Genomic DNA, 21,949 nt, shown 5'->3' with positions numbered 1-21,949 from the left:
GTTCCGCTCCCTTATTTATTTCTTCATTAAATTCTTTTGTTTTCTAAACCATCGTCGCCCCACTCATTCATGCCGCCTTCTACGTTTACTGCATCAATGTCGTGGTCATTTAAATAATCAACTACTCGAGCACTTCTAACGCCACCTGCACATACAATATAATATGTTTGGTCTTTAGAGAAATGATCTAATTCATTTGGAATTTCTCCCATTGGAATATGTTTAGCACCAGGGATTACACCTAATGCTACTTCATGATCTTCTCTCACATCAACTATATTAATTGGACTATTAGATGTAATTTTTTCTGCTAATTCTGTTACTGTAATTTCTTTCATCACTAGAACACTCCTAATTGATTAATTTGCTACGATATTAACTAACTTTTGTGGAACTGCAATCACTTTACGGACTGTTTTACCTTCAATCGCTTCTTTGATTTTTTCATTATCCATCGCAACTGCTTCCATTTCATCTTTCGATAAATCTTTAGAAATTTTGATTTTGTCTTTTAGTTTACCGTTAACTTGGATAACAATTTCTATTTCGTTATCTACTAGTAATGACTCATCAAATGTAGGCCATTCTTCATAAGATAAAGTATCGTTATGACCAAGTTTTTGCCATAATTCTTCAGAAATATGTGGCGCAATTGGTGATAACATTTTAACAAAACCTTCAGCATATGTTTTGCTGATTTGATCTTGTTTATAACAATCATTGATGAATACCATCATTTGACTGATTGCAGTATTGAAGTTTAGTGTATCGAAGTCTTCAGTTACTTTCTTAACTGTTTGGTTATACACTTTATCTAGGTCTGGTGTTTCGTTTTCAACGACCTTATCCGTAATGTTCCCTTCTTCAGTAACAAATAAACGCCATACTCTATCTAAGAAACGACGTGAACCGTCTAATCCATTTTCACTCCATGCAATTGCTGCATCTAAAGGACCCATGAACATTTCATATAGACGTAATGTGTCTGCACCATGAGAACGTACAATATCATCAGGGTTAACAACATTACCTTTTGATTTACTCATTTTTTCATTACCTTCACCAAGAATCATACCTTGGTTAAATAATTTTTGGAAAGGCTCTTTAGTTGGTACTACACCGATATCGTATAACACTTTATGCCAGAATCTTGAATATAATAGATGAAGCACGGCATGTTCTACACCACCGATATATAAATCAACAGGTAACCAGTGTTTAAGTTTTTCAGGATCAGCTAATTGTTCATTGTTATGAGGATCGATGTATCTTAAGTAATACCAACAGCTTCCTGCCCATTGTGGCATTGTATTCGTTTCACGACGACCTTTCATACCTGTCTTAGGATCTACAACATTAATGAATTCATCGATATTAGCTAAAGGTGATTCTCCTGTACCTGATGGTTTAACTTGATCTGTTTCAGGTAAGATTAATGGAAGTTCTTCTTCAGGAACAGTTGTCATTGTACCATCTTCCCAATGAATAACTGGAATTGGTTCACCCCAATAACGTTGTCTACTAAATAACCAATCTCTTAATTTATAGCTTACTTTTTTATGACCGATACCTTTTTCTTCTAGTAATTCAATTGCTTTAGGTACCGCTTCTTCTTTTGTTAAGCCATTTAATACATCTGAATCAATCATTTTTCCATCTTCATCGTATACTGTGATGATATCTAAATTGAATTTCTCTGCAAACTCAGCATCTCTTTCATCATGTGCTGGAACTGCCATAACTGCACCTGTTCCATAACTAATTAACACATAATCAGCAACCCAAATCGGCATTTTTTTACCAGTGAATGGGTTTGTTGTAAATGCACCAGTGAATACACCACTTTTATCTTTTGCTAAATCTGTTCTTTCTAAATCAGATTTACGTGATGCTGCTAATTTATATGCTTCAACAGCTTCTTTTTCATCTTCAGTCGTAATTAAATCTACTAAAGGATGTTCTGGTGAAAGTACGGCAAAAGTCGCACCGTAAATTGTATCTGGACGAGTTGTAAATACTTCAAATGATAAATCCGTATTATCAATATTGAATTTTAATTCAGCACCTTCAGATCTACCAATCCAGTTTCTTTGCATATCTTTAATAGATTCAGGCCAATCTAATTCATCTAAATCTTCTAATAAGCGATCTGCATATTCAGTGATTTTTAATACCCATTGTCTCATTGGTTTACGAACAACTGGATGTCCTCCACGTTCTGAAACACCATCAACGATTTCTTCATTAGATAATACTGTACCTAAAGCTGGGCACCAGTTTACTGCTACTTCATCAACATAAGCTAATCCTTTATTATATAATTGAATGAAAATCCATTGCGTCCATTTATAGTAGTCTGGGTCAGTTGTATTCACTTCTCTATCCCAGTCATATGAGAAACCTAGCTCTTGAATTTGTCTTTTAAAAGTCGCAATATTTTTAGCTGTAAATTCTTTAGGGTCATTCCCTGTATCGATAGCATATTGCTCAGCTGGTAAACCAAATGCATCCCAACCCATTGGGTGAAGTACATTGTAACCTTGCATTCTTTTATATCTTGAGACGATATCTGTAGCTGTATAACCTTCAGGATGTCCTACATGTAAACCAGCGCCAGATGGATACGGAAACATATCTAAAGCGTAGAATTTCTTTTGTCCAAGATTATCGTTAGCTTTAAATGTTTTGTTAGCTGCCCAAAAATCTTGCCATTTCTTTTCAATTTGTTGATGATTATAATTCATTTGTTCGTTCCTCCTATAAAATAAAAAAAGCCATCCCAACCATCATAACAGTTGGGACGACTTGAATAAATATGCCGCGGTACCACCCAGAATTCACAATTAAGTGCGCTTCATTTATATGGTTTAAGATTGCTTTTAATAAATAATAAATCGTTCGTAAGTTCACTTAATGGATATCATCAGTTCACAGCACCACTGACTCTCTTAAGATTCGCATTAAAGCTACTTTACTTATATACATCCTAATATTATGCAATTTCAATATATTTTGCAAGTCTTATTTATTAATATCATGTATCTTGCTTTGGAATACCTCTATCATAAATGTATAAGAAGTAATAACCTATTAAAATAAGTATTATCATACTGTAAAACATCATTTTCATATCAAACATATCAACTATTACGCCACCTACAACTGGCCCGAATGCTTTCCCTACTGTTGAAGATGCGTTTACAATACCTTGATATGCACCCATTCTGCCTTTAGGTGCTAATTTATTTGCGATTGCAGGCACTGCTGGCCATACAAACATTTCTCCAAATGTTAAAATAACCATCCCTACAACAAACATTGTAAATTGCTCAGCAAAACTTGTAATGACATAACTTAATATAAAAATCGTCAGCCCTATAAACATTTGTAATTTCAATTTCTCTTTAAATCTATTGATAAATGGTGCAATTAAAGGTTGCCCTGCTAATATCAATACACCGTTTATTGTCCAAAGGAAACTATATTGTTTCAAGGAAATACCAACTGATTGTGTATAAGTTGCAATTGTTGTTTGCCACTGAACATATCCGATCCAACATAAACTAAACATAATACATAGAAGTATAAGTGCAGTGAATTTACTTTTATCTTTAACTTGCATAGCACTCGTGATGCCTTCATCATTTTTCAAATGAATATCTAAATCTATGTTGTAATATTTTAACGCTATTATGATAAACACGACATATAGTAGTAAGTTCGCCATAAAAATATAATTAAAGCTAAAATCCGCTACAAATCCACCTGCTGCAGCCCCAATAGAAACACCTAAGTTCTGTGCAAGATAAATTGCATTAAATGTTGTGCGTCCTCCGTTAGGCCAACTCGCAGCAGCCATCGCATAAATAGCTGGCACAATTACGCCTCCACCAAAACCAAGTATCACAAGCCAGAAAGGATACCATGGCCAATCATTTAAAAAGTTTAACCCGATTAAACTTAAAATATTTAAAATAGACGCAAAAATAATAGAACGAAACCCACCAATTTTGTCGAATAAACTTCCGCCTAATAAATTCCCAATTACACTCCCGAATGCATTAATCATTAAAACGATACCAGCTGTACTTAAACTCTTACCTAACTCTTCATTCATATATATTGTATTAAGTGGCCATAAGAAACTTGATCCTGTAATATTGATCGCCATTCCTATGATGAGCATTTTAACAATTTTCGGCATTCTCAAGGATTTCGACCTCCTCTCAAATTTTGTCAATTTTAATAGTCTAAACCTTTTTCTGCAAAAGTTCAATATTATATGTTAAAATGCTTTAGATAAGTTTGTAGAACAGGATGTGAAATATAATGACAGAACAATTCCGTTATGCATTTGATAACAAGAGATATCATACATGGAATTATCATTTAAGAAATAAATTTGGTGAGAAGATTTTTAAAATCGCAATAGATGGTGGATTTGATTGTCCAAACCGTGACGGCACAGTAGCTCATGGGGGTTGTACATTTTGTTCAGCAGCCGGGAGCGGTGACTTTGCAGGTAATCGTGCAGAACCAATCCATGTACAATTTAAAGAAATTAAAGACAAAATGCATGAAAAATGGTCTGAAGGAAAATATATCGCTTATTTTCAAGCTTTTACAAATACGCATGCGCCAGTTGAAGTATTAAGAGAAAAATACGAAGCTGCTTTATCAGAAGAAAATGTAGTTGGACTATCAATTGCGACAAGACCAGACTGCCTACCAGATGATGTTGTAGAATACTTAGCAGAATTAAATGAAAGAACATATTTATGGGTAGAACTTGGTTTACAAACTGTACACCAAGAAACATCTGATTTAATTAACCGTGCTCATGATATGAAATGCTATTACGAAGGTATCGCTAAATTAAGAAAACACAATATCAATATTTGTACACATATCATTAACGGTTTACCTGGTGAAGATTACGATATGATGATGGAAACTGCGAAAGAAGTCGCACAAATGGACGTTCAAGGGATTAAAATCCATTTGTTACACTTACTTAAAGGTACTCCAATGGTTAAACAATACGAAAAAGGTATGCTTGAATTCATGACTCAAGATAATTATACGCAACTCGTATGTGACCAATTAGAAATTTTACCAGAAGAAATGATCATTCATCGTATTACGGGTGATGGTCCTATCGATTTAATGGTTGGACCTATGTGGAGTGTAAATAAGTGGGAAGTCCTTAACGCTATAGACAATGAACTTAAAGAACGTGGCACAATGCAAGGATCTAAATTTAAGAAAGCAGAACAAGTTCAAAAATGATTGTTCAAGGAATCTTACCATTCGCAAGAGATTTAATAGCAACACATATAACGGACAAAAGTATCGTAGTTGATGCAACATGCGGTAACGGCAACGATACACTTTTCCTTGCAAATCAAGTTCCAAACGGAGAAGTATATGCGTTCGATATACAAGAAGAAGCCATTAAAAATACTAAAATCAAAACTGAAGCATTTAGTAATATCCATTATTATCAAACAGGTCATGAAAATGCAGCACCTATAATAAAAGAACGTCATCAGCAAATTGATGCTTCAATATTTAATTTAGGCTATTTACCAAAAGGCGATAAACATATTACAACGAATGCACCGACAACAATTAAAGCAATTGAAAGTCTATTCGAAATGACAAGTAAAAATGGCATCATCGTATTAGTCGTATATCCAGGACACCCAGAAGGCCAGATAGAATCTAACGAAGTCATCAATTACGTAAGTTCAATAGATCAACAATCAGCACACGTACTTCGCTATCAATTTATAAACCAAAAAAACAATCCACCATATATATTAGCAATAGAAAAAAGATAAAAATGAGTAAAATGAGTAAACGCAAACCTTAGGAATAGGTTTGCGTTTTTTTTATGTGTGAGATTTGAGGTTTTTTGGATATATTCGGTGGTTAAGCCAAGACTTGGGTGATCTCTTGGCTTTATTCAGCACTTAAGCTAAGACTTGGTCCATCTCTTGGCTTTATTCAGTACTTAAGCCACGACTTGGTTCATCTCTTGGCTTTATTCAGTACTTAAGCCATGACTTGGTTCATCTCTTGGCTTTACTCGCTACTTAAGCCATGACTTGGGCTATCTCTTGGCTTTATTCAGGACTTTAGCCAAGACTTGGGCTATCTCTTGGCTTTATTCGGTACTTAAGCCAAGACTTGGGCTATCTCTTGGCTTTATTCAGCACTTAAGCCAAGACTTGGGCTATCTCTTGGCTTTATTCAGCACTTAAGCCAAGACTTGGGCTATCTCTTGGCTTTATTCGGTACTTAAGCCATGACTTGGTTCATCTCTTGGCTTTACTCGGTACTTAAGCCATGACTCGTGGGTTTATTCCACCTTTAACTCAAATGTTTCTCAATCTCGTGAGTTTACTGCTTCTTTAACTCACATCTTTTTCACTCTTAAACTGCTCACTCATTTTTTTAACCTTCTTCTTTCTTAATTCTTGAAGCCAAAACCTATATACCTCCCCAAAATTCCTCGAAAATGACAAAACGCAAACCTGATCATCAGGTTTGCGTTCTTATATATTACATGTATTAACGATTGATTCAAATTGTTTTTCAAAATGTTCTTTTCTATTCTTGATTTCTTCACAAGCGAAATCGATTATTGCATCTTTCTTGTCTTCGAAGTCTTTATTCACTTCAACGATTACTGTTCTTTCATCATTCTCTGGGCGTACTTTTTTAATCCACCCTTTTTTCACAAGGTTATTGTATAATCTTGTTCGTTTGTATGGCTTGATATCTATATAACCATCCAATTCTTTCAAACTCATTGATCCATTATTCCATAACATGATTAATGTAAGAAACTCTTCTTTTTCTATATCAAACTTTTCTTCGATTTTATAAAAAATAATATTTATATTTTTTTGAATATCATCTAATAGAATTAAGTCACTTACGTTATTTACTTTCTCTGTCATAAACTCGCCCCCAACGTTCTCTATATGTGTTATATACCCGATATAGTAACGCTTAAGCTTATTTGTATGATATTTTATAAATTATTCTGTTTCATCATCTATTAATAATCCTACATAGTGAATCCGATTATTCATAAATGAAATGATATATTTCATAACATTTTCGCGTTCTGGTTCATTATGTACTTCGTGATTAAGTCCATGCCAAGCTTTGAAATATAATTCGTTTGTATTGATTGTTTTACCGATTTGTCGAATTGATTCTGTATCTACTATTTTATCTTCTGTACCTAGCATCAGCAATGTAGGAATTGGAGATATGTGGTGGATATTTTCCATAGTTGCTTTCATCGTTTCTAAAATGGTCTTATACCAATGGTAACTCACTTTATTTAACATTAAAGCATCTTTATTCGTATCATCTATTACTTCTTTATTTCTTGTTAAACTTTCTACTTTAATACCTGTATCAAATTTAGCATCTTTCGCGACTGTACCGAAACTTGAAGCTAAGAAATTACGTCTTGTTGAAATATTTTGTTGAAAAGCAACTAGCGGTGAAATCAATAGTACGCCTTCTACTTTTAAATCTACTTTTTCTAATAAATTAAGAAGAATAAGTCCACCTAAACCAACACCTAATGTAAATACTGGTAAGTGATATTCTTCTGCAATAGATATCCATTCAAGTACTTGCTCATGGTATTCTTCAAATTTATCAACATGTCCTCTATGTACACGGGAAGTTTGTCCTTGCCCTTTTAAGTCACCCATAATAACGTGGTAACCTTCTCTTCGTAGCTTAGTGATTACGTATGCGTATCTTCCTGTATGTTCTAGCATATTATGTACAATTACTACAATTCCTTTAGCTTCTTTCTCAGTTTCCCATTTCCACATAATATATTACTCCTTTTACCTATATAGCTACTTTTTTGTTAAACTTAGTATAACAAAATTTTTCAAAAGAATGGAGAATCTTGAATGATTAAATCTTTTAAAGGTCAAAAACCACAAATCGATCAAAGCTGTTATATTGCTGAAAATGCAACTTTAATTGGTGATATTACAATCGGTCCTAAAAGCTCAGTATGGTTTAACTCAGTTATTAGAGGAGATGTTGCCCCTACAATTATTGGTGAAGGTGTTAATATCCAAGATTTATGTTGTTTACACCAAAGTCCTAACCAACCACTTATAATAGAAGATTTTGTAACAGTTGGTCATAAAGTGACATTACATTCTAGTATTATTCGCAAGCACGCGTTAATCGGAATGGATTCAACAATTCTTGATGGTGCAGAAATTGGAGAATATGCATTTATCGGTGCTGGGTCACTCGTTCCACCAGGAAAGAAAATACCACCACATACGTTAGCGTTTGGTCGTCCTGCAAAAGTCATTAGAGAACTGACAGAAGATGATTATAATGAATTAAAAAGAATCAATGCATCATATATTGAAAAAGCTGAGATTTATAAAGCAGATCAATAAATAGTAAAAAGGATTGAGACTCGATGTCCCAATCCTTTTTTGTTACGCTATTTTAAATTTGCTATGCATAAACGGTAATTTTACAACGATATAAGCGATAATTATTTCATAAAACATCGAGAAGAACTTCTCAAAGAAGAAGACAACATTCTGAACTAATATTGTGCCTATACCTGCCCCACTAAAGTGGTAGTTAACGAGTAAGAAATTATCAATAATATTTAAAGCAATGATTGTTATAAAAACTGTCCATGACTTTTTAGTAATCATCGCCACTAAAATTGCTATAATACCAATCACAATTGGCTCAAAAATAAACAATTGCACGAAACTATCTAAAGGTTTTCCAAACATATAAAATGCCATATCCCTAAACATCCCGATTTCTCCTTTACAGTCATTTCTAATACATTCATTATATCACGACAAACTAACTATAATTATTAAGATACTTTAAAGATTCATCGCTTTCCTTAACATAAAATTAACATTAATAGCCATTAAATCTTTACATTGAATTAGCAATCAATTCATATTGTCGTGTTACTTTAAAGATGTAACATAAGACGCCTTTAAAGGAGCATGATAAAATGCATTTCTTTAAAAAAATAATTATTTCTTTGTTTATATTCACATTTCTACCACATGCAATTAGCATAGCAGCAGAACCCATTTCACCAAACTATGAGCAAGTAACTTCAACATCAACCACTACCCCATAACAAACAACAAATCGAAATTTAATAACTAGAAAATTAGAAAGAAACTGATTAAGACGATCAGTTTCTCTTTTTATAGTTTAAATTCCTTTTTTATCCATTTATGTATATAATAGTATTAATTACATCTTAGAAAAGTATTATTGGAGGGATTTATTATGGTGCATTACTACAAACTATTTTGGTTAAATGCTTTTAATATTCACGGTCGATCTAGACGTAAAGAATTCTGGTATCCAATACTTGCTACAATCATTATCACTTTGCTGGGAAATCTATTAATTAGATTGATACCTATTCCTGAACTTATTACAGTTGTTATTTCTTTCATATTTAATTTCGCAACTTTTATTGCTTCTATTTCTGTAACTAGTAGAAGATTCCATGATTTAAATATGACAATGACATTTCCAACTATAACTTATGCAATTACTTTCACTTTAGATATTTTGTATAGTTTATTTAATAGTTACGTTACAAGTACAACTGTTAGTGTAATATATGCTGTTTTAATGATTATCTGTTTCTTTTTGAATCTAGCAATACTAATTATGGCGTGTGGTGACGGACATAAAGAACCAAACAAATATGGAGAAAGTCCTAAATACGCTTAAGATTTAATTGTTCAATGGCATTATACAAATCTATTTAAACTACATTAATATACGTGTATATAATATCTAATTTCGGACAAAATATTGTCAATATTATGGAACGCCTTACGGGGGCGTTCTTTTTCGTGTCAGAATTCATAATTAGTATAATTTTACATTATATTAAAAATGTAAACGCTTAACTAAATTTGTATTTCCATGATAAAATAAATTAAATGAACATATATATTTAAGGAGGACTTGCTATGCCTGTCGTAAAAGATTTTTTTATTGCATTATCTAACAACAAATTCATGAATGAATCAGCTAAGAAAATGGGTCCTGCACTAGGTGCAAACAAGGTCGTAGCGGGCGTTGATATTGATTCAACAATCGATACAGTTGAAAGATTAAATATGAAAGGAATTTCATGTACGTTAGATAATCTAGGGGAATTCGTAACATCACGTCAAGAAGCTTTAGAAGCTCAACAAAATATTGTTGAAATTATGCGAAGAAACTACAATGCTAATATTGATGCGCATGTATCTATTAAACTTACACAATTAGGTCTTAATATAGATAGAGAGTTTGCTTATCAAAATACGAGAGAAATTTTATTAAAAGCTCATGAATACGGAAATACATTTGTAAACATCGATGCTGAAAAATATGAAGATTTAGTTGGTACTACTGAAATAGTAGATAAACTTAAAGGTGAATTTAAAAATGTAGGAACAGTTATTCAAGCATACTTATTTGATGCTATGAATATTATGGATAAATACGATGATGTACGTTTACGATTAGTAAAAGGTGCATATAAAGAAGCACCACATATTGCTTTTCAAACTAAAGAAGAAATTGATAAAAATTATATAGCATTAATTGAAAAAAGATTATTAACTGCTAAAGCATTCACTTCAATTGCAACACACGATCATAATGTTATTAATCATGTAAAACAATTTGTTAAAGATCATAATATTTCAAGAGATTCATTTGAATTCCAAATGTTATATGGTTTTAGAACAGATTATGCATATCAAATTGCTAACGAAGGCTATAACTTCTGTATGTACGTACCATTTGGGGAAGATTGGTTCGGTTACTTTATGAGAAGATTAGCAGAAAGACCTCAAAATATTAATTTAATGTTATTAGATATCTTTAGTGAAAAGAATAAAGGAAAAATCGCTATCGGAGCTAGTGTATTAGCTGGCTTAACCCTATTAGGTATTGGCGGCATTGCTAAAGGTAAGAAGAAATAACATATAATAAGCCAGGACGCTTGTCCTGGCTTCATTGGTTTTATATTTGTGTTTCGATATTTTTAAGTAAGTTTGCCATTTCTATTGCAGCTAAGGCAGCATCTCCACCTTTATTACCTGCTTTTGTTCCTGCTCTTTCAATCGCTTGTTCAATTGTTTCTGTCGTTACGATTCCAAATATTACAGGTACTTCAGTTTCATCGTTTACTTTAGAAATACCTTTCGCAACTTCATTACATACATAATCATAATGTGTAGTCGCCCCTCTAATGACACAGCCTAATGTTACGACTGCATCGTATTTACCTGACTTCGCTAACTTTTTAGCTACTAAAGGAATTTCATACGCACCAGGTACATATGCGACATGAACATTTTCTTCTTCCACATTATGTCTGATTAAAGTATCTTTAGCACCATCTAATAAACGACCTGTTATAAAATCGTTAAATCTACTCACGACGATTGCTACTTTTAATTGTGATCCATCCATTTTACCTTCAAATTTCATTTTAAAAACTCCATTCTATTTTATATTAAATGTCCCATTTCATGCTTTTTAGTATTGATATATGATGCGTTTGTTTCGTTCGGTTCAATTACAACTGGAACTCTATTAGAAACATGTATACCTAAATCTTGTAATTGATTAAATTTATCTGGATTATTACTGATGAGTTGAATTTCTTCTATATTAAAGTATTTCAAAATCTGACTCGCTTCAGTATAATCTCTTAAATCCGCTTCAAAGCCTAAAGCTTCATTAGCAGTAATCGTGTCATAACCTTGTTCAATAAGTTCATATGCTTTAAGTTTATTGATCAGACCTATTCCTCTACCTTCTTGAGGTAAGTATAAAATCATGCCACCATGTACTTGAATGTATTTCATTGAATATTCAAGCTGCTCTCCACAATCACATCTTGCACTATGGAAAATATCACCTGTCACACATTCAGAATGAATACGTACATTCATACCATTTTTGATTTCACCTGAACTAATGACAATATATTCTTTATCGTCTAATTGAGATGTAAAGCCGTACATATCGAATTCACCGTATGAAGTTGGTAATTTAACTTTAGATTCAAGATGAATAATTTGATCATGTCGTTTTCTATATTTCACAAGTTCATCAATCGTTATCATTAACAAACCATGTTTACGTTTAAATTGATATAAATCATCTCTACGAGCCATCGTGCCATCATCATTCATAATTTCACAAATAGCACCAGCTGGTTTCGCTCCAGAAAGTTTCGCTAAATCAACACAAGCTTCTGTATGACCTATTCTTTCAAGAACACCATTGTCTTTAGCTATTAATGGAAATACGTGACCTGGTTGAACAAATGCTGTTGGTGACGTTTCATTTATTAAGGCTTTAATCGTATCTGCCCTTTCAAAAGCACTTATACCTGTCGTACTCGATGCATGATCAATACTTACAGTAAATGCAGTCTTATATTTATCACCTGTTTCAGTCATCAATTTCAAACCAAATTGTTGAGCAATTTCACTGCTAATCGGTGCACAGATTAAACCTCTCGCATGTGTAGCCATAAAATTAATCGTTTCAGCTGTTAAATACTCAGATATAGCGACGAGGTCACCTTCATTTTCTCTATCTTCATCATCTACTACAATAATCGGTTTACCACTTTTAAGTTCTTGTATGGCATCTTCTACATTATCAAACATGTTATAGCCTCCTAAAATCCTAGATTTAGTAATTTCTCTTCGGATAAATTTGAATGATTTTGTCCTGTTGCTTTCTGCACATATTTAAATAACAGATCCGTTTCAATATGTACGCTGTCGCCTTGTTTTTTATTAACAAAGATTGTACGATCTCTCGTTTCAGGAATTAAATGAATTTCAAATTTTTGAGGATATAATTTGAAAATTGTCAAACTAACACCATCAACTGTGATAGATCCTTTATCAATCATTTGATTTAATAAATGCGCTTCTGCAGATATTTCAATAATCCATTCATCTTGTCTTTTTGAAATATGTTTAATAATGCCTTGACCATCTACATGTCCACTTACAAAATGACCGCCAAATCTTCCATTCGCTAACATCGCTCTTTCAAGATTGACTTTGTCATTCATTTTCAAATGTTCTAAATAAGTTACTGAGATTGTTCCAGTAATCACTTCCACTTTAAAAGTAGAACTTGCTTTCTCAGTAACGGTCAGACAAACACCATTAACAGCAACGGAATCACCTAGTGATAAATCATCCATTATTTCAGTGGCTTCAATTGTTAATGTTTTAACGCCTTGGTTTGTACTTGTATTCTTGATTACACCAACTGTTTCAATGAGTCCTGTGAACATCTTGTCACTTCTTTCTTAATGTTATTTTAAGATCTCCACCAATGATTTCTGTTGATATAATTTCAAATAATTTACTATTGGATAAAGGAACGACATCTTGCGTTTGATAATATTGATATTTTCCTTGACCACCAATCATCTTCGGGGCTTGATAAATAATTAATTGGTCTACTAAGTCTTGTTCAATAAACTGACTTACAAGTTTAGGACCTGCTTCAACCATCACTTGAGCATATCCTTCTTCATATAAATCTTTCATAATCGTTTTTAAATTTGATAAATCACTGTTCTTAACTTTAATATGTTGATTCTCATACGTGTGAAATGATTCCGAACTCGTTACAACAACGACAGGATTATCTTCATCTTTGAATATCTCATAATCACCTTCAAAGCTTGATTGCTCTGTTAATACAATTCTAGTTGGATTACTTAACTCAGGATTACGAGAAGTTAATAATGGATTATCTTCACGAACTGTCATCCCACCTGTAATAATGGCGTCATGTTGTGAGCGCAATTTTAATACATCTTGTTTAACTTCTTTAGAAGTAATCCATTTACTTTCTTTGTAATCTGTCGCAACTTTACCATCTAGACTCGTAGAAATTTTCAAAGTGATAAATGGTATTTTCGTTCGTTGTTGTTGAAAAAATGCTTCATATAAGTCTTCTGCTCTTTTAGAAGGCTCATGTTTTACATCTATCCCAGCTTCGTACAACATTTCATGACCACTATTTTTAAGAGAACCATCTTTGACTGCATATACAACTGATTGAATACCGTTGTCGATAATCGCTTTCGCACAAGGTGGTGTTAAACCATAATGTGAACAAGGTTCTAAAGAAACATATATTGTTGCACCTTGAGCTTCTTCACCTGCCATTTTTAAAGCTTGTATTTCAGCATGTGCTTCACCCTTTTTTAAATGTGCTCCAAAACCTATGATTTTATGATTTTTAACAATAACTGCACCAACAGAAGGATTCGTACCCGTCTGTCCTTGTACCCGTTCAGCTAAATCAATTGCAAAATCTAAATATTGATTCATTTCTTTACCTCCTAAAAATAAAAACCACCGAAAATCACTTTTCGGTGGTTGGGAGTAAAAATGTATCACGAAATAAGCCTTTTATGAAAAAAGACTTTAACATTTTAAGTATAACGAAATAAGCGTATAACATACGCTGTCGTCTATTCTTTCTCCCATCCAGACTATACTGTCGGCTTCAGAATGTTACTGAATCAGCCATAAATGAAAAATCACTTATGGGTCGCGGGCTATTATACCGCCGGTTGGGAATTTCACCCTGCCCCGAAAGAATATATTATTAAATTATATATCAGTAATCACTGATGACATCATTCTATACCATTTCACTAAGAATTACAAATGAAGAAGTTAAATTTATTTAGCTGGTGTTTGTCTGATGGTTTTAAAAAACTGATAACGGCGGGCGTTGTGAACACTTCTGGCCAAACTTGTTCATAACGAGGTTGTTGTGAACACTTTTGATGAAACTTGTTTATAACGGGGGCATTAGTTACAAAACTCGCCTGAATTGTTACTAACACACTCGTTATTTGCACTTCTTGCCAAACTTGCTAATAACAGTATCAGTATTTGCACTTTGTACCAAAACTGCTAATAACGGCACCAGTATTTACACTTTCAGCCAAAACTGCTTTAAACGCCCCATCACCCGTACACATAAAAATAGAGTCTGGACATAATGTAATGTTTCAGACTCTTTTAGCATCTTGGCAGTAGCTGACTGAATTGAAAATGCGCTTGTATCAAGCTTCTTTCAACTCTAGTCATCCTTGCCGGGGCGGGACTACGAAATCTTTTTATACAAATTAGATTTCTGTCCCGCTCCCTATTCTATTTCTTTTTTGATTTCGCCTTTTTAACTTTTTTTCTTTCTTCTAATTCAACATATAAGTCATTGACTGCTCTTACGGATTGATCGACTAATAATGAAACGCCATTTACGTCAAAATTAACACCACTTGTTAATTGTCCAATGACTTTTAAATTAGGCATTGTACCGAATTTAGGACTAATAACTTCATTTGAATATGGCATGACTAGAATACCTCCAAATGGATGAGCAGCTATAATTTGTTTGTTCTCTAATCCTTTAATAAAATGCTCTTCTTCTGTCAATTCTGATAAATGTTTTTTAGGACCAGTCGCATTAATAACATAATGGTAACTTGATTCTTCTTGTTCACCTTCGTATTTAATTCTAAATTTACCGTAATATTTTCGTACATTTTCTAATCCTTCTTTAACGACAATGTCTCCATTTTCAATCCATTCGATTAATTGCTTAGCAGACGATTGAGGCATTGGATTCGCATTACGTTTAAAGTGATGTCCATACTTTTCTAAAAATGTCGTCTTATCATCAAGTGTCATGGCATTCCAAACAGGAATCATATGATGTTTTACTTCTTCAACAAATGATTGAAAATGCCCTACCTCATCTTCATGTCTTAAATCATATTTCATATTCGCTACATTATCTTTTTTAAATCGATAAAGCATTTTCTTCAAGTTAATATTTTGATATTCACATTCTTTTGCAAAGAGATTTTCTATTTCTTTTAATGGTGCGATACCTTTATGCGTCTTTTTTAATTTTTCTATTGCATCTTTCGTAATATACTTCAAATTGATTTCATGTTTAATACCTCTGACTGTCGGAAATTGAGCATGTCTTGATGCTACAGTTATTGGCAGTTGTTTATGATTTTCCATTACAAATCTAATGACATCTATTGAACTAAGTCCTGTTCCAATTATCGCAATATCGTCATTTTCTTTTACATCACGCAATGCTTTAATTGTTGGATATGGTGATTCAATATACCCTTTTAATCCAGATAAATTGTATGGATCTTTATAAGGTAAAGTTCCAATAGTCAAAAATACATAGTCATATTTTTGACATACCGCTTCATCATCTTCTATATAACAGACATCTATTTTATATTGACCTCTTTCATCTTTAATTTCTTCGACATAGCAACTATCAACTTTATGCTTATGTACGAATATATTATCGTGTTTATTTAACAAGTCATTCAAAATAGATTTCATATAATGACCGAATACTAATCGTGGTAAATATTTAGCTTTTCCATAGTCAAAATCATCATTTTTCTTATACCATTTCTTAAAATCTTTCGTATCATCAGGACTTAAAGACATTTGATTAGCTGGTAAGTTAATGAGTAAGCGATCACTATCATTTTGAAATGGCTTGCCCATACCCATATCTTCGACACTATCAAATATATCGACCGTAATTTTCTTAAACTTTTTATGTTTTGCTAATTGATTTAATGTACTAACACCAGCAGTTCCCATTCCTATTATTGCTACTTTCAAATTGTCCCCCTCCAAATCTTTCAATGCATAATATGCAAAAAATACCGAATTTTATAAATCTATTATACATGTGAAAAACACGACTTGTCTTTATACATACTTCTAGCCTAATTCACACTTTTTGTATTTATTCCTTTTTTTAAATAACAATAAACATAAATTACACGATTTGGGCGATTTTCATAATTATGCAACTAATGTGTTATAATAATAAACGTCATTATTATAAATTTCAAAAAAAGGAGAAGTGTTATGTTATCAATCCAAGACTTAACTAAAGTTTATCGTGGCGGTAAAAAAGCCGTTAATAGCATCAATATGGAAATTGAATCTGGTGAATTCATAGCTTTTATCGGTACGAGTGGTAGCGGGAAGACAACTGCTTTAAGAATGATTAACCGTATGATTGAGCCAACTAGCGGGACAATTACGCTTGACGGGAAAGATTTAAGCAAGATGAATCCAGTTAATTTAAGAAGAAATATAGGTTATGTCATTCAACAAATTGGTTTAATGCCACATATGACAATACGTGAAAATATCGTATTAGTACCTAAATTACTTAAATGGACTAAAGAAGAAAAAGAGAAAAAAGCTAAAGAACTTATTAAATTAGTAGACTTACCAGAATCATATTTAGATTTATATCCATCTCAATTATCTGGTGGACAACAACAACGTATTGGTGTTGTAAGAGCACTTGCAGCAGACCAAGATATCATTTTAATGGACGAACCATTTGGCGCGTTAGACCCTATTACGAGAGATACATTGCAAGACCTTGTAAAAACGCTACAACAAAAACTTGGTAAAACCATTATATTTGTTACGCATGATATGGATGAAGCAATTAAATTGGCAGATAGAATTTGTATTATGTCTCAAGGTGAAATCATTCAATTTGATTCACCAAACAATATTTTAAAAAATCCAGCTAATGATTTCGTACGCGAGTTTATCGGTCAGAACAGACTTATTCAAGATAGACCTAACATACGTGTTGTTGATGATGCAATGAAAGATCCAATTGCCATCACTTCTGAGAAGACTATTGACGAAGCTGTTTCAATTATGAGAGAGCGACGCGTAGATACGCTATTTATTACAAATGTAAAAGGTAAACTTGTCGGATATATTGATATTGAAGATTTAAACGAAGGATATCGTAAAAAATCAGACATTATCGATATTATGCATCGAGATATTTATACAGTTAAGACAGGTACGATGCTTCAAGACTCTGTTCGTACAATTTTAAAACGAAATGTGAGATTAATTCCTGTGGTTGATGAACAATATTACATAAAAGGTGTTATAACAAGAGCAAGCTTAGTAGATATTGTTTACGATTCTATATGGGGACAACCTGAAGAAGCAGAAGCAACTGAAAAAAGTGATATCAAATAAGGAGTGAAAAATAGTGATTGAATTCTTACAAGTTAACGGAAACGAACTACTTCAGAAAACACTGGAACACTTCTATATTTCATTATTAGCTTTACTTTTAGCAATGATCGTAGCGATACCGCTTGGCATTTTATTAACACGAACTAAAAAGTTAGCCAAAGTCGTATTATCTATTGCAAGTGTTCTACAAACCGTTCCGTCATTAGCAGTATTAGCACTTATGATTCCTTTCATAGGTGTTGGTAAATTACCTGCCATTTTAGCATTATTTATTTATATCTTATTACCGATTTTAAACAACACATATATCGGTATTAATAATGTTGATAAAAATGTTAAAGCAGCTGGACTAAGTATGGGTATGACAAAATTCCAAGAAATGTTCATGATTGAATTACCACTTGCTATATCAGTTATTATGAGTGGCGTACGCTTATCAAGTGTTTATGCAATCAGTTGGGCAACATTAGCAAGTTTCATTGGTGCTGGTGGTTTAGGCGACTTTATCTTTAATGGTTTGAACTTATACCAACCTGATTTAATTATTGGCGGTGCCATAAGTGTTACATTAATTGCGCTTATTATGGACTTTGTACTTTCTAAAGTTGAACTATGGGTTACACCTAAAGGGTTAAAAGTTTCAAGATAAGGAGGAAATATAAACATGAATAGATATTTTAAACTGTTATTGCCTATCATGGCTTTATCTGTCATTTTATCTGGATGTTCATTACCTTTTCTTGGCGCTTCAGGTGATGAAAACTCAATAAAAATAGGTATGCAAAACACAAGTGAATCACAAATTATGGGACATATAGATAAATTGATGATAGAACATGAAGCTAAAAAAGATAACGTAAAAGAAAACAACATACAGCTTATCAATAATTTAGGATCATCAACTGTTACATTTAATGCTCAAAATAGTGGTGATGTTAACATTTCAAGTGCAAGATATACGGGAACTGATTTAACAGGTGCATTGGGTAAAGACCCTATCACTGACCCTAAAAAAGCTTTAAAAGTAGTGAGAGATGCATTCGATAAAGATTACGACCAAAAATGGTATGGTTCATATGGTTTTGAAAACACTTATGCCATGATGGTTACGAAAGAAACAGCGAAGAAATACAACCTTAAAAAAGTTTCAGATATGAAAAAAGTAGCAAACAAATTAGAAGCAGGCGTTGACTCATCTTGGATGAAACGTCCTGGCGATGGATACCCAGCATTTAAAGAAAAATATGGTTTCGATTTTAAACGTACTCGTCCAATGCAAATTGGTCTTGTATATGATGCGTTAAACACAGGTAAAATGGACGTTGTTTTAGGTTACACGACAGACGGAAGAATTGCGAGCTATGATTTAGTTGTGCTTGAAGATGACTTGAACTTCTTCCCTCCATATGATGCAAGTCCATTAGTTACAAAATCTTTAATTAAAGAAAAACCTTATGTTGATCGTGCAATGAATAAATTAAGAGGAAAAATTTCAACAGAACAAATGCAAAAATTAAACTACGAAGCAGATAATAACCTTAAAGAACCTGCCGTAGTAGCTGAAGAATTCCTTAAAAAGCACAATTATTTTGACGATGAAAAGGATGGTGAGTAATAGTGGTTGATAATCATGTATGGTCACAATTAGTCGATTATTATGCAACAAATGGTGGATATATATTTCAACTTTTTCTAACTCATTTACTTATTTCTGTTTATGGTGTGTTATTTGCGGTTATAATAGGTATACCAGTAGGAATTTTCATTGCTAGATATTCTAAATTATCCGGCTTTGTTATTTCACTAGCTAATATAATTCAAACGGTTCCAGCACTTGCCCTACTAGCTATACTAATGCTTGTAATGGGTCTTGGTTCTAACACTGTTGTTATGACAGTATTCTTATACGCTTTATTACCGATTATCAAAAATACGTATACTGGTATTAATAACGTAAATTCAAGTATTAAAGATGCTGGTAAAGGTATGGGTATGACTTCACGTCAAATCTTAACGATGGTTGAACTTCCCCTTTCTTTATCTGTTATGATCGGTGGTATAAGAATCGCATTCGTTATTGCAATTGGTGTTACTGCAATCGGATCATTTATTGGATCGTCTACACTTGGTGATATCATTATTAGAGGTACAAACGCTACTGATGGTACATCACTAATCTTAGCCGGTGCAATCCCTACCGCTTTATTAGCAGTATTAAGTGATTTATTTTTAGGATATATTGAAAAGAAATTAGACCCAACAAAGAGAAAGCAAAAAGGTCCACAACCTCAAACACTTTCGGAGTGATATTAAATGAAATTTATATTTAAAGTAATTGTAGCAACTATTGTTATTTTAATACTTTCACCTAAGAAAAAACTCAAATAATTTACATTAATAACTTATGTAATTATATAATTTTTTGCTATTATTAATTGCATAGTGTTAGTATAGTTAAAACAAAGGAGGAAGTAATATGAAATATAGAATACTTGGAAGTTTATTTTTATCATCAACACTTGTTTTAGCAGCATGCGGGAATGGCTCAGATAGTTCAGATTCTGATACAAAATCAGAAAAGAAAGATGACACTAAAAGTTCTAGCCAAGTCGTAAAAGACTTACAAAGTAGTGCGAAAGATGTTAAAAGTTATCATACTGATAACAAAATCGAAGTTTCTGCTGAAGGCGAAGATAGTCAAACTGTAGAAGTTGGCATGGATGTTGATGAAAAAGAAACAGCTAAATTAGATATGGACCAAGCTGGACAAAAAATGTCAATTTATGTACAAGGCGATAAAATGCTCGCTAAAGTAGATGACCAATGGGTAGACTTATCTTCTCAAGTAGAAAATATGAATATCGATAGTTCTCTAGATCAATTAAATTATGAAAAATACGCAAAAACTTTAAGTGCTTTTAAAGATGCGAAAGCTAAAAAAGTTGACGATGGATATGAACTTACATATGACATCAAAAACAAAGAAGATTTTACCAAGTTAGCTAACGCCTCAGGTAACAAAGATCAACTAGAACAATTTGAATCACAAGTTGATAAAGTTAAAGGTAATGCTGTATTGAAAGTAAATAAAGATAATCATATTGATTCATACAAATTAAATGCTAAATTAACTAAAGATGACGAAACCGCTGATATGAAGACAAACGTCACATATAATAAGTTAAACGAAATTGATGAAATTAAGATTCCAGATGAAGCAAAAGACGCTAAGAAAATAGAAGACTTACAAGGCGGATCATCTAGCTCATCAAGCAGTAGTTCATCAAATAGTTCAGATAAAGCATCATAAATAGTAAAGACTCGAGGTTAATGCCTCGAGTCTTTTTTGATTTGGATAGGTGCGGTCCCTTGTGAACACTTCTGGCTAAACTTATTCATAACGGGTGCCTTGTGAACACTTTCGCCCAAACTTGTTCATAACGGGGGCCTTGTGAACACTTCTGGCCAAACTTGTTCATAACGGGATTGTTAATTACAAAACTTGGCCAAAGTGTTACTATGGACTGCCTTAGTTACAAAACTTGGCCAAAGTGTTACTATGGACCTCCTTAGTTACAAAACTCAGTCGAAGCGTTACTATAGACCGCCTTAATTACAAAACTCAGCTGAAGTGTTACTATGGACTGCCTTAGTTACAAAACTCGGCTGAAGTGTTACTATGGACCGCCTTAGTTACAAAACTTGGCCAAAGTGTTACTAACGGCCTCCTTAGTTACAAAACTTGGCCG

Annotated in this window: 21 protein-coding genes and 1 riboswitch; of the genes, 10 read left to right on the top strand and 11 right to left on the bottom strand. The window is 32.9% G+C overall.

What is annotated here, in order from left to right:
- Window positions 1-26: 26 nt before the first annotated feature.
- From LQ622_RS03935 to LQ622_RS03925, 3 genes are all read right to left on the bottom strand, one after another.
- Window positions 27-338 (bottom strand): rhodanese-like domain-containing protein, encoded by a 312-nt coding sequence (locus LQ622_RS03935; RefSeq protein ID WP_037588592.1) that lies wholly within the window; start codon window positions 336-338, stop codon window positions 27-29.
- A 21-nt stretch (window positions 339-359) separates the two neighbouring features.
- Complete coding sequence (gene leuS / locus LQ622_RS03930; RefSeq protein ID WP_126477596.1) at window positions 360-2,744, bottom strand: leucine--tRNA ligase; 2,385 nt, start codon at window positions 2,742-2,744, stop codon at window positions 360-362.
- Between the two features lie 290 nt (window positions 2,745-3,034).
- Window positions 3,035-4,210, bottom strand: a complete 1,176-nt coding sequence (locus LQ622_RS03925; protein ID WP_204168633.1) for an MDR family MFS transporter — start codon at window positions 4,208-4,210, stop codon at window positions 3,035-3,037.
- A 119-nt stretch (window positions 4,211-4,329) separates the two neighbouring features.
- On the opposite strand from LQ622_RS03925, the gene mnmL reads away from it, so the two are divergent.
- Together mnmL and mnmM are read left to right on the top strand one after the other, a co-directional pair.
- Entirely contained in the window at window positions 4,330-5,289 is a 960-nt protein-coding gene (gene mnmL / locus LQ622_RS03920; protein ID WP_204173750.1) for a tRNA modification radical SAM protein MnmL/YtqA, read from the top strand.
- Window positions 5,286-5,843, top strand: coding sequence for a tRNA 5-(aminomethyl)-2-thiouridylate-methyltransferase MnmM (gene mnmM / locus LQ622_RS03915; protein WP_204168635.1), 558 nt, complete (start codon window positions 5,286-5,288; stop codon window positions 5,841-5,843). Before mnmL ends, mnmM begins: the two co-directional genes overlap by 4 nt.
- Before the next feature lie 717 nt (window positions 5,844-6,560).
- Here the strand turns inward: mnmM and LQ622_RS03910 are convergent.
- Together LQ622_RS03910 and LQ622_RS03905 are read right to left on the bottom strand one after the other, a co-directional pair.
- Window positions 6,561-6,968 (bottom strand): transcriptional regulator, SarA/Rot family, encoded by a 408-nt coding sequence (locus LQ622_RS03910; RefSeq protein WP_025905249.1) that lies wholly within the window; start codon window positions 6,966-6,968, stop codon window positions 6,561-6,563.
- Window positions 6,969-7,049: 81 nt separating this feature from the next.
- Window positions 7,050-7,868, bottom strand: a complete 819-nt coding sequence (locus LQ622_RS03905) for an alpha/beta fold hydrolase (protein WP_025905248.1) — start codon at window positions 7,866-7,868, stop codon at window positions 7,050-7,052.
- A gap of 84 nt (window positions 7,869-7,952) precedes the next feature.
- On the opposite strand from LQ622_RS03905, the gene LQ622_RS03900 reads away from it, so the two are divergent.
- On the top strand, window positions 7,953-8,462 hold the full coding sequence (locus tag LQ622_RS03900) for a gamma carbonic anhydrase (RefSeq protein ID WP_037588601.1): 510 nt from the start codon (window positions 7,953-7,955) through the stop codon (window positions 8,460-8,462).
- A 42-nt stretch (window positions 8,463-8,504) separates the two neighbouring features.
- Here the strand turns inward: LQ622_RS03900 and LQ622_RS03895 are convergent, their stop codons facing one another.
- Window positions 8,505-8,840, bottom strand: coding sequence for a hypothetical protein (locus LQ622_RS03895; protein WP_025905246.1), 336 nt, complete (start codon window positions 8,838-8,840; stop codon window positions 8,505-8,507).
- 499 nt (window positions 8,841-9,339) lie between these two features.
- Between LQ622_RS03895 and LQ622_RS03890 the strand changes: the two genes are divergently transcribed.
- Entirely contained in the window at window positions 9,340-9,795 is a 456-nt protein-coding gene (locus LQ622_RS03890) for a DUF805 domain-containing protein (RefSeq protein WP_239774725.1), read from the top strand.
- Window positions 9,796-10,040: 245 nt separating this feature from the next.
- Window positions 10,041-11,045, top strand: a complete 1,005-nt coding sequence (locus LQ622_RS03885; protein ID WP_107577375.1) for a proline dehydrogenase family protein — start codon at window positions 10,041-10,043, stop codon at window positions 11,043-11,045.
- 40 nt (window positions 11,046-11,085) lie between these two features.
- Here the strand turns inward: LQ622_RS03885 and ribH are convergent, their stop codons facing one another.
- The 5 genes from ribH to LQ622_RS03860 all read right to left on the bottom strand — a co-directional run bounded on the left by ribH (window position 11,086) and on the right by LQ622_RS03860 (window position 16,793).
- Complete coding sequence (gene ribH, locus LQ622_RS03880) at window positions 11,086-11,556, bottom strand: 6,7-dimethyl-8-ribityllumazine synthase (RefSeq protein WP_025905243.1); 471 nt, start codon at window positions 11,554-11,556, stop codon at window positions 11,086-11,088.
- A 20-nt stretch (window positions 11,557-11,576) separates the two neighbouring features.
- Window positions 11,577-12,749, bottom strand: coding sequence for a bifunctional 3,4-dihydroxy-2-butanone-4-phosphate synthase/GTP cyclohydrolase II (locus tag LQ622_RS03875; protein WP_037588609.1), 1,173 nt, complete (start codon window positions 12,747-12,749; stop codon window positions 11,577-11,579).
- Between the two features lie 11 nt (window positions 12,750-12,760).
- Window positions 12,761-13,393, bottom strand: coding sequence for a riboflavin synthase (locus tag LQ622_RS03870; protein WP_204168594.1), 633 nt, complete (start codon window positions 13,391-13,393; stop codon window positions 12,761-12,763).
- Between the two features lie 4 nt (window positions 13,394-13,397).
- Window positions 13,398-14,444 carry a bifunctional diaminohydroxyphosphoribosylaminopyrimidine deaminase/5-amino-6-(5-phosphoribosylamino)uracil reductase RibD gene (ribD, locus tag LQ622_RS03865; RefSeq protein WP_204168595.1) on the bottom strand — a complete coding sequence of 349 codons (1,047 nt, stop codon included), beginning with the start codon at window positions 14,442-14,444 and terminating at the stop codon, window positions 13,398-13,400.
- Window positions 14,445-14,587: 143 nt separating this feature from the next.
- Window positions 14,588-14,720: riboswitch (FMN riboswitch) on the bottom strand.
- Between the two features lie 558 nt (window positions 14,721-15,278).
- Window positions 15,279-16,793, bottom strand: a complete 1,515-nt coding sequence (locus LQ622_RS03860) for an FAD/NAD(P)-binding protein (RefSeq protein ID WP_103361433.1) — start codon at window positions 16,791-16,793, stop codon at window positions 15,279-15,281.
- 252 nt (window positions 16,794-17,045) lie between these two features.
- On the opposite strand from LQ622_RS03860, the gene LQ622_RS03855 reads away from it, so the two are divergent.
- The 5 genes from LQ622_RS03855 (at window position 17,046) to LQ622_RS03835 (ending at window position 21,510) form a co-directional block, all read left to right on the top strand.
- A complete protein-coding gene (locus LQ622_RS03855; protein WP_159315506.1) occupies window positions 17,046-18,200 on the top strand; it encodes a betaine/proline/choline family ABC transporter ATP-binding protein in 1,155 nt (384 codons plus the stop codon).
- A 13-nt stretch (window positions 18,201-18,213) separates the two neighbouring features.
- The gene (locus tag LQ622_RS03850) at window positions 18,214-18,849 is read left to right on the top strand and encodes an ABC transporter permease (RefSeq protein WP_037588619.1); all 636 of its coding nucleotides are present in this window, start codon (window positions 18,214-18,216) and stop codon (window positions 18,847-18,849) included.
- A gap of 15 nt (window positions 18,850-18,864) precedes the next feature.
- A complete protein-coding gene (locus tag LQ622_RS03845) occupies window positions 18,865-19,815 on the top strand; it encodes an osmoprotectant ABC transporter substrate-binding protein (protein ID WP_037588621.1) in 951 nt (316 codons plus the stop codon).
- Window positions 19,816-19,817: 2 nt separating this feature from the next.
- Window positions 19,818-20,507: an ABC transporter permease gene (locus LQ622_RS03840; RefSeq protein WP_025905235.1), complete on the top strand. Its 690-nt coding sequence runs from the start codon at window positions 19,818-19,820 to the stop codon at window positions 20,505-20,507.
- A 169-nt stretch (window positions 20,508-20,676) separates the two neighbouring features.
- Window positions 20,677-21,510, top strand: a complete 834-nt coding sequence (locus tag LQ622_RS03835) for a DUF6612 family protein (protein ID WP_025905234.1) — start codon at window positions 20,677-20,679, stop codon at window positions 21,508-21,510.
- The last annotated feature ends 439 nt before the right edge of the window (window positions 21,511-21,949 follow it).

Source organism: Mammaliicoccus sp. N-M50, assembly GCF_022386995.1.
GTDB lineage: Bacteria > Bacillota > Bacilli > Staphylococcales > Staphylococcaceae > Mammaliicoccus > Mammaliicoccus sciuri_A.
This window is presented reverse-complemented; position numbering and strand designations above follow the sequence as displayed.